The sequence below is a fragment of the Streptomyces sp. L-9-10 genome (genome assembly GCF_004151105.1).
GTDB lineage: Bacteria > Actinomycetota > Actinomycetes > Streptomycetales > Streptomycetaceae > Streptomyces.
In genome coordinates, this window is sequence record NZ_PHRF01000041.1 from 39802 (window position 1) to 55270 (window position 15469).

15 protein-coding genes and 2 pseudogenes are annotated in these 15469 nt (G+C 68.5%); 13 read left to right on the top strand and 4 right to left on the bottom strand.

Annotated elements, in window-relative coordinates; translation table 11 throughout:
- Positions 1–43 precede the first annotated feature (43 nt).
- The gene (locus CU044_RS10800; protein WP_240045485.1) at positions 44–1450 is read right to left on the bottom strand and encodes an MFS transporter; all 1407 of its coding nucleotides are present in this window, start codon (positions 1448–1450) and stop codon (positions 44–46) included.
- A 683-nt stretch (positions 1451–2133) separates the two neighbouring features.
- On the opposite strand from CU044_RS10800, the gene CU044_RS39485 reads away from it, so the two are divergent.
- Positions 2134–2304 carry a hydrophobic protein gene (locus tag CU044_RS39485; RefSeq protein ID WP_129768294.1) on the top strand — a complete coding sequence of 57 codons (171 nt, stop codon included), beginning with the start codon at positions 2134–2136 and terminating at the stop codon, positions 2302–2304.
- 124 nt (positions 2305–2428) lie between these two features.
- Here the strand turns inward: CU044_RS39485 and CU044_RS10810 are convergent, their stop codons facing one another.
- A complete protein-coding gene (locus tag CU044_RS10810; protein WP_129768295.1) occupies positions 2429–2797 on the bottom strand; it encodes a low affinity iron permease family protein in 369 nt (122 codons plus the stop codon).
- Positions 2798–3051: 254 nt separating this feature from the next.
- Between CU044_RS10810 and CU044_RS10815 the strand changes: the two genes are divergently transcribed.
- From CU044_RS10815 to CU044_RS10860, 11 genes and pseudogenes are all read left to right on the top strand, one after another.
- Complete coding sequence (locus CU044_RS10815; protein ID WP_129768296.1) at positions 3052–3366, top strand: gas vesicle protein; 315 nt, start codon at positions 3052–3054, stop codon at positions 3364–3366.
- A 64-nt stretch (positions 3367–3430) separates the two neighbouring features.
- A pseudogene (locus CU044_RS10820) lies at positions 3431–3850 on the top strand (gas vesicle structural protein GvpA); the annotation flags it as partial.
- Positions 3851–3891: 41 nt separating this feature from the next.
- Positions 3892–4605, top strand: a complete 714-nt coding sequence (locus tag CU044_RS10825) for a GvpL/GvpF family gas vesicle protein (RefSeq protein WP_129768297.1) — start codon at positions 3892–3894, stop codon at positions 4603–4605.
- A gap of 23 nt (positions 4606–4628) precedes the next feature.
- A complete protein-coding gene (locus tag CU044_RS10830) occupies positions 4629–4886 on the top strand; it encodes a gas vesicle protein GvpG (protein WP_129768298.1) in 258 nt (85 codons plus the stop codon).
- Between the two features lie 25 nt (positions 4887–4911).
- Positions 4912–5550: a hypothetical protein gene (locus tag CU044_RS10835; RefSeq protein WP_129768299.1), complete on the top strand. Its 639-nt coding sequence runs from the start codon at positions 4912–4914 to the stop codon at positions 5548–5550.
- Positions 5543–6721: an SRPBCC family protein gene (locus CU044_RS10840; RefSeq protein WP_129768300.1), complete on the top strand. Its 1179-nt coding sequence runs from the start codon at positions 5543–5545 to the stop codon at positions 6719–6721. Before CU044_RS10835 ends, CU044_RS10840 begins: the two co-directional genes overlap by 8 nt.
- Positions 6722–6781: 60 nt before the next feature.
- A pseudogene (gvpJ, locus tag CU044_RS39490) lies at positions 6782–7014 on the top strand (gas vesicle protein GvpJ); the annotation flags it as partial.
- Between the two features lie 15 nt (positions 7015–7029).
- A complete protein-coding gene (locus CU044_RS39495) occupies positions 7030–7170 on the top strand; it encodes a hypothetical protein (protein WP_240045520.1) in 141 nt (46 codons plus the stop codon).
- Positions 7167–7718 carry a GvpL/GvpF family gas vesicle protein gene (locus CU044_RS10850; protein WP_240045486.1) on the top strand — a complete coding sequence of 184 codons (552 nt, stop codon included), beginning with the start codon at positions 7167–7169 and terminating at the stop codon, positions 7716–7718. The genes CU044_RS39495 and CU044_RS10850 overlap by 4 nt, the downstream gene beginning before the upstream one ends.
- On the top strand, positions 7699–7983 hold the full coding sequence (locus tag CU044_RS10855; RefSeq protein ID WP_240045487.1) for an STAS domain-containing protein: 285 nt from the start codon (positions 7699–7701) through the stop codon (positions 7981–7983). Before CU044_RS10850 ends, CU044_RS10855 begins: the two co-directional genes overlap by 20 nt.
- 980 nt (positions 7984–8963) lie before the next feature.
- A complete protein-coding gene (locus CU044_RS10860) occupies positions 8964–9977 on the top strand; it encodes an NADPH:quinone reductase (RefSeq protein ID WP_129768302.1) in 1014 nt (337 codons plus the stop codon).
- Positions 9978–10762: 785 nt separating this feature from the next.
- Here the strand turns inward: CU044_RS10860 and CU044_RS10865 are convergent.
- Together CU044_RS10865 and CU044_RS10870 are read right to left on the bottom strand one after the other, a co-directional pair.
- Positions 10763–11059, bottom strand: a complete 297-nt coding sequence (locus tag CU044_RS10865) for a hypothetical protein (RefSeq protein ID WP_129768303.1) — start codon at positions 11057–11059, stop codon at positions 10763–10765.
- Between the two features lie 154 nt (positions 11060–11213).
- Positions 11214–11873, bottom strand: a complete 660-nt coding sequence (locus CU044_RS10870) for a tetratricopeptide repeat protein (protein ID WP_129768304.1) — start codon at positions 11871–11873, stop codon at positions 11214–11216.
- Positions 11874–12565: 692 nt separating this feature from the next.
- Between CU044_RS10870 and CU044_RS10875 the strand changes: the two genes are divergently transcribed.
- Positions 12566–15280, top strand: a complete 2715-nt coding sequence (locus tag CU044_RS10875) for a glycoside hydrolase family 97 catalytic domain-containing protein (protein WP_129768305.1) — start codon at positions 12566–12568, stop codon at positions 15278–15280.
- Positions 15281–15469: the final 189 nt, after the last annotated feature.

The following is a 15469-nucleotide window of genomic DNA, read 5'->3' on the forward strand; positions in this document are numbered from 1 at the left end:
TCCACCGTACGACGGCCTCCGACAGTGCCCCTCAGACTCCCCCTCAGACTCCGCTGATACGGGAACCGGCGTCATCGGCCCGGCGCGGCGCGGGCACCCCCTGCCGGGCCGGCTCCGCCTCGACATCGGCCAGATCGCGATGCCGGGTCTCGCGGGCGCACACGATGGCGACGACGGTGATCAGCGCGGCGGCGATGACATACAGGGCGATCGGCGTCGAGCTGTCGTAGTCGGCGAGCAGCGCCGTGGCGATGAGCGGCGCCGGCGCGCCGGCCGCGACCGAGGAGAACTGCGCGCCGATCGAGGCACCGGAGTAGCGCATCCGGGTCGCGAACATCTCCGAGAAGAAGGCCGCCTGCGGCGCGTACATCGCACCGTGCAGCACCAGCCCGACCGTGACGGCCACGAGCAGATTGACGAAGCTCGCGCTGTCGATCAGCGCGAAGAACGGGAACATCCAGGCACCGACGCCGATGGCGCCGATCAGATAGACGGGCCGGCGCCCGATCCGGTCCGACAGCGCGCCCCAGGCGGGGATCACCGCGAAGTGGACGGCGGAGGCGATGAGTACGGCGTTGAGGGCCGTCTGCTTGCTCAGCCCCGCCGAGGTCGTGGCGTACACCAGGATGAAGGCGGTGATCACGTAGTAGCTGATGTTCTCGGCCATCCGCGCGCCCATCGCCACCAGCACATCCCGCCAGTGGTGCCGCATGACGGCGACGAGCGGCATCTTCTCCGTACCGGCCCCGGCAGCCGCCGCCTTCCGCTCCTCGGCCCTGGCCAACGCCTCCTTGAAGACCGGTGATTCATCGACGGAGAGCCGGATCCACAGCCCGACGATCACCAGCACCCCGGAGAGCAGGAACGGAATGCGCCATCCCCACGAGCCGAAGGCCGCGTCCGAGAGCAGCGCGGTGAGCGCCGACAGCACCCCGGTGGCGAGCAACTGCCCGGCCGGCGCCCCGGTCTGCGGCCACGAAGCCCAGAACCCGCGCCGCTCGGCGTCCCCGTGCTCGGACACCAGCAGCACGGCCCCGCCCCACTCCCCACCGAGCGCGAACCCCTGAATCAGCCGCAACACGGTCAACAGCACGGGCGCCGCCGTACCGATGGTGGCGTGCGTGGGCATCAGCCCGATGGCGAACGTCGCCCCGCCCATCATCAGCAGACTCAGCACCAGCAGCTTCTTGCGCCCGATCCGGTCGCCGTAATGCCCGAACACCAACGCGCCGAGCGGCCGCGCGGCGAACCCCACGGCGTAGGTGAGGAAGGACAGCAGCGTCCCGACGAGCGGATCGGAGTCGGGAAAGAAGAGCTTGTTGAACACCAGCGCGGCGGCGGAACCGTAGAGGAAGAAGTCGTACCACTCGATGGTCGTGCCGATGAGGCTGGCGGCGACGATGCGCTTGAGGGAGCTGGGCGTTGGGGGAGCGGATGCCGAGGCAGCCATGGTTACCACTTCCGGACGGTTGGCGGGGACGATTGCGTGTCGCCACACCGTAGGAATGCCCAGGTCAGGGGCCCATGTGGTGGGACACCATAGTTCGGACCCGAGGTGTGCGTATGCGACCCATGCCAGGCATCCGCGGCACGCGGCACGGGCATGATCGACAGCGGAGCGGGCGGTGTCGCGGATGCCTTTGTGTATGTCCCGAGGCCAAGGCCGAGATAGCTCCGTAACTCCTGGACCGTCTCTCCGTGGGCTCGAATAACGTGCGGTGCTGCAGGCAGTGGTAGAGGTGGCCGAGCAGCTTGTTGAACTAGGGTCTTTCGTTTGGATCAGGCCGGATCAGGGAGCGGGGTCTGGTGGAGGGGGTCCCTCCCGTGCCGTTCAGGCTACGGGGGAGGATCGCAAGGCGGAGGAGGGAGCCATGGCGGAGCCCTGGTGACCGACGACAACGCGGCGAGGCGCGGCCCGCCGCGGCAGCGGCTGATGTCACCGCGGGCACGCGAGCCCGGCATGATCCAAACGAGAGGCCCTAGCGGCACTCCACCAACGGCCAGAGCGTCATACCCGCCGACACTCGCCTGGTCGCCGTGGTCGATCGGCTTCGGATTTCGCGTGTGCACTGGCTGTGCCCGCACCGCGCGGAGCCGGATGGCTCTGCGCAGCCCTTGAGGTCAGTGCTTGCAATGGTTCCTGTTGTTCTTGTTCTGCTGCTCGCTTTGGTTCTTTTCGGTGCGGGGTTCGCACTCAAGGCTTTGTGGTGGATCGCCGTCGTCGTGCTCATTGTTTGGGTGCTCGGCTTCGTTATCCGTCCTGCCGCGCACGGTGGAAAGCGCGGCAGCTGGTACCGCTGGTAAGAAGTATTCGATACGGAGGCCGGCCCCGACAGTTTCTGTCGGGGCCGCCCTCCGTTCTGCCCGACTCCCGGGGGCTGATACCCGGAGGCCCGGGACTGGGGAACGGACGGGCGCGCGAACGTCATCAGGTGTCGTCCTCGATCTTTTTCGCCTCCCGGAGATCGCGCACGGCTGTCCCCGGCCTGCCTTCCTGGGTTTCGAGGAGCGCGGCGGCTATGGCGTCCAGTTTCAGCTGAATGGCGTGCTCCGCGCGGCGCTCGGAGTTCTTCAGCAGGGCCAGGAGCAGGAGCGTCACGGCGGTCATCGACTCGCCGGCGAGCAGTAGCCAGGTCACATCAAGCTTGGCGAGGTGCGCGCCGACGACGATGCCGACAAGGACCATGCAGACGCCGAAGAACGCCGGTGAGCTGGTGAAGTTGGAGACGTACTCCGCCAGGCGGGCGAACCGTCCGGGCCTGTCGCCACCACGGTTCGCAGGATGTTGAAGGCTCATGGGGGTCGACCGTACGGCACGGTCCGCGGCGCGACTCGGCAGAGCAGGCGCAGCAGCCGTCGCCGTGGCTCACAGACGGACGTGTTCTCTCCTCGCTGAATTTCGTACAGAGGACGGGCGGTCCTCGCGAAGTCGCCTTTCTCCCTGCTTCGTTGAGCAAAAGAACGGTCTCTACGGGCTTCGATCGATGAGGTCGGCCGGAATTCGCTGTGCTTTCTCTCACGCATACGTTCGGATCGGAGGGGCACTCGCCAGTGACACCACGAACGGTGGCCGGCCGAAATGACAGCAAGGACGGCAAGGAGAAGCAGACGCGTATCGATATCTCGACGGCGATGCGCAAAGCAGCCGGAGAACTCGCCGAACTTCTCCAGCGCGAGCCCGGTTCCGTGTCCGCTCTGAAGGCTACGGACGATGGGTGGACCGCGTATGTGGAAGTCATCGAGATCGAGAAGATCGCCGACACCACAAGCGTTATGGCTTCCTACCGCGTCTCTCTCGACGGTCGGGGCCGGCTCGTGGGCTACGAACGAATTCGCCGGTATTCACGGGGGCAGGTCGACCGCTGAGTCGCGTCCACCACCGTGATCGGACCGGATCATATGACACAACTCATTGGAAGGAAGACCGACGTTGAGTCTCGTGCAACAGAGCAACGCCTCCAGCAGTGGGAGCGGATCTGGAAATCTCTACGACATTCTTGAGCTGATTCTCGACAGGGGGCTCGTCATCGATGCCTTCGTACGCGTCTCGATCGTGGGCATCGAGATCCTCAAGATCGATGTGCGTGTCGTGGTCGCCAGTGTCGACACGTATCTGCGATTCGCCGAGGCGTGCAACCGGCTGGACCTCGAATCGGGCCGCAAGGCCCCGACGCAGCTCACCGACATCGTCGGGGACACGGTCGAGAGCGGAGCCAAGGGGAAGTCGAAAGGAGCGCTGACGGGCGCGGTGGAAGCCATCAGCGATTCTTTCCAGGGCAGCCATGGCGACTCCGGCTCCGACGACGACAAGGAGCGGGAGAAGCGGCCGGCGCGCAAGACCGCTTCGTCCAGCAGCAGCGCCGTACCGCTCAGCGCCGGGAGGAATAGCCGATGCCCACGTATATCTACGCCATCACCTCGGCCGACCATCCCATGCGGTTGGAGGGACTCAGTGGCATCGGCGACCCGCCGTCCGTTCTGCGTGCCGTCAAGACGGAGACGCTGGGCGCCGTTGTCAGCGACACGTCGCCGGGCCTGCGCGCCAAGCGCCGTGATCTCGTCGCGCACCAGAGCGTGCTGGAGCGGCTGATGGCCGACGGCGCCGCGCTGCCGATGAGGTTCGGGCTCGTCGGCCCCGACGACGATCAGGTTCTCACTGTGCTGCAAGCGGAACGGGACAGCTATGTGACACGTCTCGCGGAGCTCGACGGGTGCCTGGAGTACAACCTGAAGGTCGCGCGGGCGGAGGAGAGCCTGCTGCGGGAAATACTCGCCGAATCCGACGAAGTGCGCCGGCTGAGCGAGTACACGCGGCAGAACCCCGTGGCCCAGGACGAGAAGATGATGCTCGGCGAGCGCGTTTCGCAGGAGATCCAGATCCGTCAGAGCGCGGTGGCGGGCGACATCCTCGGCGTGCTGGCTCCGTCGGCGGAACGCAGCTCCGAGGCCGATCCCGCCAAGGCCCATTTCCTGAACGTCTCCTTCTTGGTGAAGCGTGACGGGGCCGCGGCGTTCTCACAGGCTGTGCACGAAGAGGCGGAACGCCGGGGTGACGACTACGAGTTCACCCTGAGTGGTCCGTTGCCTCCTTACAGTTTCGTCTGACTTTCGCTGACGGGGGGATCCCCATGGGCCTCTTCACGCACATTCTCACCCTTCCGCTCGCGCCTGTGCGAGGCGCCATCTGGGTTCTCGATCAGACGGTGCTCGCGGCGGAAAGGGAGTATTACGACCCCGATCCGGTGCGCAAGGAACTGGCCGACCTGGAGAAGGAGCTGCTGAGCGGCGGTATTACCGAAGAAGAATTCGATCGGCGTGAGGACGCACTGCTGGACAGGCTCGACGAGATCGAGGCGCACCAACGAGGCCTGACGGCCGATACCTGATACGGGGAGAATGAGGTGACGAGAGATGACAGGGAACGTCAAGATAGCCGTCGCTCTGGCGGGCGGATACCTGCTGGGACGCACGAAGAAAGCAAAAATGGCCATCGGCCTCGGAATGTTCCTGGCGGGCAAGAAGCTGAGCTTCGATCCGAAGCAGCTCGGTAAACTGGTGGCCAACTCGCCTATTCTGGGCGCCCTCAACGACCAGGTCCGCAAGGAACTGGTGGACGCTACGAAGTCCGCCGCCACCAACGCGCTGACGCAGCGGGCGTCCGGCCTGGCCGACTCCTTGCATCAGCGGACGCTGGACCTCGATGGCAGGGCCGGCCGCGCCGAGGACGACGAGGACTTGGACGAGGCCGACCAGGACTTCCGTAACGACGACGCCGGCAACTCCGACGACGAGCACGACGAGCACGACGAGCACGACGAGCACGACGAGCACGACGAGCACGACGAGAAGCCGGCGCCGGGGCGTAGGGCCGCCGCCAAGCGGACCGCCAAGCCTGCGGCCAAGGCCGCGTCCGGGGCTCGCAGGACCGCCTCGAACCGCACCGGCGAGACGCGCAAGAAGACCTCGTCCGCCACGCGGAAGGCGACCTCGGGGGCGCGCAAGACCGCTTCGGCGGCCGGCCGCAAGGAGCGGGGTGGCGGCAATGGCTGAGTCGACTCTGACCAGGTTCAAGGACGAGGTGCCGAAGAACCCGGCCACCGACCGTCTGAAGGAAGAGCTTCAGAACTACCTCAAGGCGCGTGCCCAGCACGCCGTCACCAGCCTGGGGCACCGCCTCGGCGAAGGCGTCGGCAAGCTGGCCGATCCCACGAACGGTCCCGGCGGGGCCGTGAAGAGTCTGGCGAAGGGCGGTCAGGCGCTCAGTGAGGGCAAGTCCCCCGCCCAGGCCGCCATGGCCGCCGGCACCTCTCATCTGAAGGACACCATCAAGGACAAGGTCAAGGGTTTGTTCGGCAAGGGACGCAAGGGCGGCGGCGGCAAGTCGAAGAGCGTCACCATCACCGAGGACATCGACGTCGGTGTGCCGGTGCGTGAGGCGTACGACCAGTGGACGCAGTTCCAGGAGTTCAGCACTTTCGCCAAGGGTGTCGTGAGTGTCGAGAAGGCCGACGACACCAGCAGCAACTGGAAGGTGAAGGTCGCCAAGTCCACCCGCAGCTGGAAGGCGAACGTCACCGAGCAGGTGCCGGACGAGCGCATCACCTGGACCACCGAGGGCGCCAAGGGCACGGTCAAGGGCGTGGTGACCTTCCACGCCATCACCGACAACCTGACGCGCGTCCTGCTGGTTCTCCTCGAATACTTCCCCAAGGGCCTGTTCGAGAAGACCGGCAACATCTGGCGCGCCCAGGGCCGCCGGGCCCGTCTCGACCTCAAGCTCTACCGCAAGTTCATCATGATGCGCGGCGAGGCCACCGACGGCTGGCGTGGTGAGATCCGCGACGGTGAGGTCGTGCTGGAGCACGACGAGGCCGTCGAGGAGGAAGAGGCCCGTGCGCGAGAGGAGGACGAGGAGGGCGAGGAGAGTCCCGAAGTCCGGGACGGAGCCGACCTGGAAGAGTCCGAGCGCGACGCCGAAGACCGCGACGCAGAGGACGAGGACGAGGGCGTCCCGGATGACGAGGCCGACGAGGAGTACGCCGACGACGAGGACCTCTCCGAAGAAGGAGACGAATACCGCGACGCGGATGCTCCCGACGACGATCCTGCTGACGAGGAGCCTGCTCCCGCAGAGGACGGGTACGAGGACGAGGTCGTGGACGAGGAGGAAGACGAGCCGGCCCCACGGTCCCGGCGCCGTACCGCCTCGGGCCGTCGCTGACACACTCCGCCGCACCACAGACAGGGCTGATTCCACGTGTCCGATTCACTGGCCGGCCGTATGGGGGCCGCCTCCGGGGTGTCCCCGTACGGCCGGCAAGGACAATCCGCCAACCTCGCCGACATCCTTGAGCGTGTCCTGGACAAGGGCATCGTCATCGCGGGCGACATCCAGATCAATCTCCTCGACATCGAGCTGCTGACCATCAAGCTGAGGCTGCTGGTCGCGTCCGTGGACCGGGCCAAGGAGATGGGCACTGGTGGGAGCACGACCCCTCGCTCTCCTCGCGTGCCCGACCGGCACACCAGGTGAATGGATCCCACGGCTCACACGCGGCCCACGACGCGTCGCCGGACGACAGGGCCGCCGACCCACTGGCACTGGAGAACGCGCAACTGCGCGCCGAGCTGGCCGAGTTGCGGGCAGCGAAAGACAAGGAGGAGCGGTGAGCGGCGCCGACATGCACCCCGTCGCCCTGTCGATGAGCTATGTCTACGCGGTCGGCCGTACGGGAGCGGTGCTGGAATCCGCCCTCTCCGGCCGGGCCGGGCTGCATGGCGGTTCGCTGCGGGCGGTGCGCGCCGGGGATCTCGTGGCCCTGGTGTCGTCGGTGCCTCACGACGCCTTCGACACGGACGGTCTCAGGGCACAGACGGAGGACATCAAGCGGCTCGAAGTGCTGGCCCGCACCCACCACGCCGTGGTCGAGGCCGCCTACGGGACCGCGACCGTTCTGCCCATGCGGCTGGCCACGGTGTATCTGGACGACGAGCGGGTGGCGGACATGCTCTGTGAACGGGCCGCGGAATTCGCTGCCTTGCTCATCCGGCTCGAAGGACATGTCGAGCTGGGCGTCAAGGTCTACGCAGATCCGCAGGAGGCCGCCAAGACCGGCGCGGCGGTGAGCGAGCCTGTGGCGTCCGGCCCGGGGCGGGCGTATCTGCAACAGCGCCGAGCCCAACGCCACCACCGGACCCGTGCTGCGGGTGGTCGGTGAACTCGACTACGCGCAGGCCACCATCCTGCGCGAACAGACCGAACGCCTCGTCCTGAGCCCGGGCCAGAACCTGGTCATCGACTTTTCCGGCCTGGAGTTCTGCGACTCCACCGGCATCACCGCCCTCCTGGCCGCCCGTCAGCGTGCCCAAGCGGCCGGCGCCGACATGACTCTTACCGCCGTGCCCGCCAACACCCTGCGCATCCTCACCATGATCGGCCTGGACCAGGTCTTCACCATCCATCCCAACAGCGACACTGTCTGAGCTTCAGCTCCACTCAGCGGGATGGAAGAGGCATACGGCACGGTCCTGGTCATCGCGCCACTGCCCCGGGGGCTACCCGGACACCACGATGTCCGTCGTGATCACCGACCCCTGCAGTGCACAACCGTGGCGAGGGCAGGGCCGCGCACCCACGACTCGAAGGTCACACGAGCCGCTACCGCCTCCAGTACGACCACGCACCGGTCAGGCCCGCGCGCGCAGAAGCGAACGCGCCTTCCCCGCCGACCCGCGTCATCCGAACCACCAACAAGGCGGCTCCGTACGATCACGCGCGCACGGCGGACCGAGCCGCCTGTCACGACGCCAGCAGGGGCCGGTAACTCGACCTCGGCCAGGCATCGGTGAACTCATGACGGGCCACGAGGCATGATCTCGCGTAGCCGGGGAAACCGCCCTCGCACTGAGCGAGCTGCCGCACCTGGAAGGCAGGAAGCCCGATCGTTCCCTCCGCCTCCCGGACGGGAGCAGACGCCGAGCAGGGGGAAGGACCGGCTGATCCAGGCGGCGGGCGCTCCGGCTGCACGGCAGGCGGGGGCCTGCTCGGTCAGATCCGAGCCTTCGGCTCTGGTGTGAACGCGGAGGAAGACGGCTGTAGGTTCTCAGCCTCGCTGTCAGGCGGTGACTCTGTGATCTGGGGTTCTTCTCCTCGTCTCAGGATGTGTCCCTGGGCTGCTGTCTCTGGCACGTGTCATTTTCTCGGCTTGAAGTGCGAAGAGCACTGGACCACGTCGCCGACCGTAGTCGCGCCGGAATTCGGAGAGCTCCTCACCACGGCCCGGTCTATACGCCTCCGCGGACATGGCACCGCACGACCCGGCGGTACCGGGACCCAGCAGAGTTCGCGGGACTCCCGGAATATCTCGTTCCATAAGGGGGTTCGGAGGGTGTCCCCTACAGACTGGCATCCTCCCTGGTGTCGGCCGACTGTTCACCGGGGGCGAGCAAATGAAGGGTGAGAGATGAAGTGCGTCGTCCGGACGGCTGCCGGCGGACCCGAGGTTTTGCAGCTCGTCGAGCGTCCGGTGCCCGAGCCCGGTCCGGGCGAGGTCCGGGTCCGGGTGCATATCTCGGGCGTCAACCCGACCGACTGGCGCAGCCGCAGACGTGCACTGCCGCCGGGCATGGATGAGCAGGTGCCCCACCAGGACGGCGCCGGGGTGATCGATGCCGTCGGTCCGCAGGTCGACCCGGCACGGATCGGACAGCGGGTGTGGATCTGGGAGGCCGCGTGGGAGCGGCCCTGGGGGACGGCACAGCAGTACACGCTCGTCCCCGACCGGCACGCTGTTGCCCTGCCAGACCACGCTCCGTTCGAACTCGGCGCGGCCCTGGGCGTCCCGGCCCTGACCGCCCATCGCGCGCTGACGGTGCATGACGGCGGGCCGGGTCGTATCGCGCCCGGTTCTCTGCGGGGTGCCACCGTGCTGGTGGCGGGCGGCGCCGGCGCCGTCGGCAACGCGGCCGTCCAACTGGCCCGTTGGGCCGGAGCGCGTGTCGTCACCACGGTCAGCGGCCCCGCCAAGGCCGCACTGGCTCGCGCGGCCGGTGCCCACCGGACGGTCGACTACCGCACGCAGGACGCGGTCGCGGAGATCCTGGGTTTCGCCCCCAAGGGCGTCGACATCGTGGTGGAGGTCGCGCCGGGCGCCAACGCCGCTCTCGACATGGCGGTGGCCGCCCAAGGGGCCGTGGTGGCCTACTACTCGGGCGGCGAGAGCGAGCGGCTGTCCATCCCGGTGCTCACCTCACTGCCGACGAACCTGCGCTGGCAGAGCGTCTATGTCTACACCGTCCCGCCTGCGGCGAAGCGGCAAGCGCTCACCGACATCGCGGCGGCCGTAAACGCGGAGGCACTGCGCGTGGGCGAGGAAGCCGGACTGCCGCTGCACCGCTACGCCCTGGAGCACATCGCTGACGCCCACGCCGCCCTCGAACGGGGTGTCGTCGGGAAGGTCCTGCTCGACGTCCCGTGACCGTGACACCGGCCGCTGGGCGAGGGCCATTTCCCCGAAAGTCTCATCTCCATGTCGTATCCGATATCCAGCCGATATCGGCCGTGGGATCCGACACGAAGTGCCAGATCGTACTGCGCTATGGCAGGCAGTCCATCAGGTGGGGCGCACCGGTTCGCCGGTCACGGGTGATCCGGGCCTCCACCGCGCTCGTGTAGCTTCACCCTGCACCGGCGCCCGCCTGAGCCTGCGGGTACCCCGTGCAGCGCTATGTCCGTGCTCCCCCGCTCGCCGCACGATCGACGTCGACCTGAGCGAGATACTTCATGTCGCCAAGGCGGACATCCCGTCCGGAAATCCTCTTCAACCCTGCTGGTGCCAGCTCTCTCGAACCCATGCCTACCGCATCTCCGTGACGATGATTGGAAGAGAAGCCCGGTCGTCGCCGTCCTCGGTGAAGGAGCGGACGTCGGCTTCGACGTCGACCTCTCACGAGGCGTAACCGCGCGCAAATTAGGTCTGATCGGACATTTGCTGACCCTGTGCTGGCTCTACCGACGAGTAATCATATTCTGAGTCCTCGGTATGGGTAGGGCCTGGCTTGGCGTCGTCTGGTCGCGGGTTGTAGTCAGGGTGGCAGGGCGCAGACAGCTTCATGGACGGCCCCGCTCAGTCCAAAGGCGGGAGAAGAGGCGCCTCGAAGCGCGATCGGCTGGAGGTGCTGGAGGTATTGGCATCGTCCGGCGAAGTCGGCGAGTCGGCTCTATAGAAGCCCGGACGACGAGATGAACCCTTCAGATATGCGGTCACCGTGCCCAAGTCCCCCGAGCCGTCACGAGACCTGTGACCTTGCTCGGCAACGGGATCTGGCGGGTCGAGGTCGGCGCGGACGGCGCGGTCCTGTTCGCCGTCTCCGGAGCGCGGAATTCGTTGAGGTCGAGTCCGCACAGTGCCCAGTTCGCGTCGCAGCAGTAGAAGTGAGCGATGGCGTCACTCGGCCGTGCCACGGCTGGGATGGGGGCCGTGGCCGAGAGTTGGCCGCGGGCGCGCGCGACGATCGTTCGGGTGGCCTGGTCAAGAGCTGCGAGGAACAGGTCCGCCATGAACCGGGAGGGTAGCGCGTTGTCTTCCGTGACTGCCCAGGGTTCGCCTCGGCCCGAACTCACCAGAACCGTGGCGTGCCACCCTCACCGGTCACTCGCGCGAGGGTTGCCCCGCCCCGGGCACGGGTCCGCGCCCGGCGCCCGGCCGGCCCGGTCAGGCGTCCGGGCGCCAGCTCATTCCGATCACCTCGACGGGCGGCGCCGACAGTCGCTCAGCCAGGGCGGTCCATCGGGTCGCCTCGGCGGCGTCGCCGCGGGCCTCGTAGTACGTGGCGAGCTTCCGGGCCCCGCGCGGATCGCCGAACTCCCGCGCCGCCCGGCGGTACCAGGGCTCGGCCGCCGTCAACTGACCCTTGTTGTCGTACAGTCGGCCGATGTTGAAAGCGGCCTTGTCCGACCCCAGCTCCGAGGCCCGCAGATACAGGCGCATCGACTCGTCCTCGTCCCGGCCCTCCAGCAGCTTCCCGAGATTGAGCAGCGCGTCCCGGTGCTCGTCCGCCGCCGCCCGGCGGTACCAGCGCTCGGCCTCCTCCGGGTCACCCTCCTCGTCCGCGTGGAGACCGAGGCTGTACGCCGCCTCGGTGATCCCGGCGTCGGCCGCGCGCCGCCACCACTCCCGCGCCCCGTCGAGATCCCGCCAGACCGCCAGGCTGTCGCCGAGATCGTTCGCCGCGCCCGCGTGGCCCGCCTCGTATGCCTCCCGGAACAGGTCCTCGGCGTCCAGCGCTCTCCCCTCGCGCAGCGCCTCCACCCCGCGCTCATGAAGCTCCCGCGCCTCCGCCGTGACCTCGGGTGATTGTCCTGCGTCGCTCATGTCCCGCCTCCCAACCCGCAATGACGAACCCGGCCCCCCGGCGGTTCCGTACGACCGCTCGGCGCATCATCGCGGCCGACGTCGTGTCCATCGTCGGGGGCCAGGCGTCTCGGGCGGTTCTCGGGCATGTCTCCGAATCCACTCACAGCGGCTCACTGGGCCGGCGAAGAGGCGGGAGATCGCTCATCAGGGTGGGCCGGAGTACGACGAGTTGTTTCCGTCCGCCGGGTGTCCGTGGGGTGGCGCGGTGGCCGGCGGAGCGCCGATGAGGCTGGCGGCGACGATGCGCGTGAGGGAGCTGGGCGTTGGGGGAGCGGTGCCGGGGCGGACGTGACCAGTTCCGGACAGTTGGCGGGGACGATTGTGTGTCGCCGCGCCGCAGAAACAGGCAGGTTAGTGGCACATGTGGCGGGACCACATAGTTCTGGGGCAGCTATGCGCGACCGCTATGAGCGCGTGGTTCGGGCTCGCCGTCACGGAGGACGGCTCGGCATCGGCTGTGCGTTATGGATTCTGTTGGATTCTGTGCGACAGGCCCTGGCGGATCCGGTGGATTCCGGCGGACAATTCACAGGACGGGCGCCCCTTCAGGCTCAGCCCTGTCGTCTTCAACTCGCGCCCCGCGTTTGCCCAGTGGGTCCGGCTCCGGCCGCACCCGTGACCGCGCCGCTCCCGAGTGAGAGGGACAAGCGATGACGAACAGCAGACCGAGTTCAGCCCATCGATTGCGTGCCGCGTGTGCGACCGTGCTCGCAGGGGTGCTGTGCCTGGTGACCCCGGCGGTGGCTCAGGGCGACGCGAGCGACACCCGGCCCGGCGTCTCGGTTCAGGCTGATGGCCCCGTCTGGACCGTGTCCCGTGGAGGACCCGCCGCCGACGTACGACTCGACCCCGCCGACGGCTCCGTCACCCTCGCCGTACGCGACGGGAGCCGCACCCTCGTGGAGCCCTCGCCCGTCGGCATCGTCACCGAGGAAGTGGATCTGACGCACGGGCTGCGTCTGGTGGACCGTAAGGACCGTCATATCGCGGAGCGGTACACCACCGTCGTCGGCAAGGAGCGCCGTCGCACCGTCGACATGGCCGAGTCGCGCTTCACCCTGCAAGGGGCGGGCGGGGCCCGGGTCGACCTGGTCGTGCGCGCGGCCGACGACGGGGTCGCCTACCGCTATGTGCTCCCCGGCGGCGACGGCGACGGTGGCTCGGGCGCCGTGCTGCGCGAGGCGTCCGGCTTCGTGCTGCCGGGTGACGCGCCCGCCCGGCTGAGCGACTACTCGGTCAACTACGAGCAGCCGTACGACGGTACGACCGCCGCCGGCGCGGAGAGCGGACAGTACGCCTACCCCGCGCTCTTCCAGGTGGGCGACGACCACGTACTGCTCTCCGAGGCGGACGTCGACGGCCGCTATCCCGCGAGCCGCCTCGTGCACACGGCGGGCAGCAGTCGCTATGACGTGGCGCTGGCCGACCCGTCCGTGCCCGTGCCTTCCGACGGACCGCTCGCGACCCCCTGGCGGACCGTGATCGCGGGCGATCTGGCCACCGTGACCGAGTCCACGCTCGTGGACGACCTGGCTCCGCCGTCCCGTGTCGCGGACACCTCCTGGATCCGCCCCGGAAAGGTCGCCTGGTCCTGGCTCGCCGGCTTCGGCGCGGCGCAGCGCAGCCTGGAGACCCAGCAGCGGTTCGTGGACTACGCGGCGGCGCACGGCTGGGAGTACGCCCTGGTCGACGACGGCTGGAACACCACCGACTGGATGCCGCAACTGATAGAGTACGCCGAACGGCGCGGCGTGGGCGTCCTGTTGTGGATGCACTGGACCGATCTCGACACCGCCGCCGAGCGCACGGAGCAGCTCGACAAGGTCAAGAAGTGGGGCGCCGCCGGACTGAAGATCGACTTCATGGACTCCGACTCGCGCGAACGCATGGGGTGGTACGACGAGATCCTCCGGGACACCGCCGACCGTGAGCTGATGGTCAACTTCCACGGCTCGACCCTCCCGCACGGCATACAGCGCACCTGGCCGCACGTGATGGCGATGGAAGGCGTGCACGGCGCCGAGCAGGGCGATGTCCAGGCCGACGACATGGCGACGCTGCCCTACACGCGCAACGTGGTGGGCTCCATGGATTTCACCCCCATGGGCTTCCAGTTCGGGCAGCGCAACAACACCGAGGCCGCCGAGCTGGCGCTCTCCGTCGTGTACGAGTCCGGGTTCCAGAACTACGCGGGCAGCGTCGAGGCGTACCGGGCCCGGCCCGAGGTCGCCCGGTTCCTCGAACAGGTCCCGACCGTCTGGGACGAGAGCCGGCTCGTCGCCGGTGTGCCCGGTGAGGGGGCGACCTTCGCGCGCAGGAACGGCGACCGGTGGTTCCTCGGCTCCGTCAGGGCGGGCGACGCGCGTACGGAGCGGGTGCCGTTGACGTTTCTGGGACCCGGTTCATGGCGGGTCGATGTCGTGCGGGACGGCGCCGACGGGCTGGTCAGGCAGAGCCAGTTGATGGGCCGTCAACACACGCTCACCGTACCGGTGTGGGCGGACGGAGGCTTCGTCGCTCAGATCTGCCGCGCCGTGCCGGGCCGCGAGAGCTGCGACCGGCCCGTGGAGGCGGTGCCGGTCGGCACGTTGTCCGTAACCCCCGCGAAGGCCGACGCCCGGCCGGGAGCGACGGTCGACATCCAGGCGAGCTTCGTGCTGGACGAGGCGGGCCCCGCCGAAGACGTGACGCTGAGCGCCCGTACCCCCGACGGCTGGGCGGTCGACGGCGCCGGCGCGACGGCGGACGAGCTGGCCGACGGCGCCGAACTGACGGCGTCCTGGCGGGTCACGGTCCCTGTCGATCCGGCGTACGGGGCCACGGAGATCCCGGTCACGGTGGCCTACCGGGACCCGGCCGCCCGGCGGGGCGCGCCGCCGCTGACGGTCGAGCGCACGGTGCGTGTCTTCGTGGCGCGCGAAGGCATTGTGTACGTCAGCTCGTTGCCGTTCGTCTCCGAGACGAACGGCTGGGGCCCGGTCGAGCGCGACCTGTCCAACGGCGAGAACGGCGCGGGCGACGGCGGCCCGCTGCGGCTCGGCGCCGTGACGTACGACAAGGGGCTCGGGGTGCACGCGCGGTCCGAGGTGACCGTCGATCTGAACGGCGCGTACGACCGCTTCACGGCCCGGACCGGCATCGACGAGGAGAAGCCGGACAAGGGCTCGGTGGTCTTCGAAGTGATCGGCGACGGCCGGGTCCTGGCTGGCAGCGGCGTGCTGGGGCCGACGGACGCGGCGCACGCGTTCGACATCGACGTGAGCGGGGTGCGCCGGCTGACGCTGCGCGTCACGGACGGCGGCGACGGCATCGACTCGGACCACGGGGACTGGGCGGACGCGCAACTGCGGGAGAACGACGCGTAGGGCGTGTTGGAGGAGCCCCATCTGCCTGCCCATGTGCCCATGTGCCCATGTGCCCGTCTGCCCGGCTGCCAGGCGGACGGGCACCTTCCTCGGGAACCTCCTGGGGCTTGATCGTTCGGCTCGTGGCGCTCGCGAGGAGCGACGAGCGCGGGTCGCCCGACCTTCGCGTCTGGTCCTCGACTCCGCCCC